Annotated in this window: 1 protein-coding gene; it reads left to right on the top strand. The window is 34.1% G+C overall.

All coding sequences use genetic code 11. From position 1 onward, the window contains the following. On the top strand, nucleotides 1-208 hold a 208-nt coding region (locus V6256_RS16240; RefSeq protein WP_341599210.1), incomplete at both ends, for a redoxin family protein.

The raw sequence follows: 208 nt of genomic DNA, 5'->3' as shown, positions 1-208 counted from the left end.
GAAAAGCAGTACCAGACTTTACCTTGCAAGATCTCTATGATGAAAATAAGCAATATGCCGCGAGTATTTTTAAAGGGCAAAAAATGCTATTAAATGTTTGGGCGACTTGGAGTCCAACTTGTTATGCAGAGCATAAATATTTAAATGAATTAGCAAATCAAGGTTTATATATTGTCGGCATGAACTATAAAGATGATCGCAAAAAAGC

It is taken from the genome of Psychromonas aquatilis, from assembly GCF_038155185.1.
GTDB classification, from domain to species: domain Bacteria; phylum Pseudomonadota; class Gammaproteobacteria; order Enterobacterales; family Psychromonadaceae; genus Psychromonas; species Psychromonas aquatilis.
The sequence above is the reverse complement of the archived record's forward strand: the minus strand, read 5'-3'. Positions and strand labels throughout refer to the sequence as shown.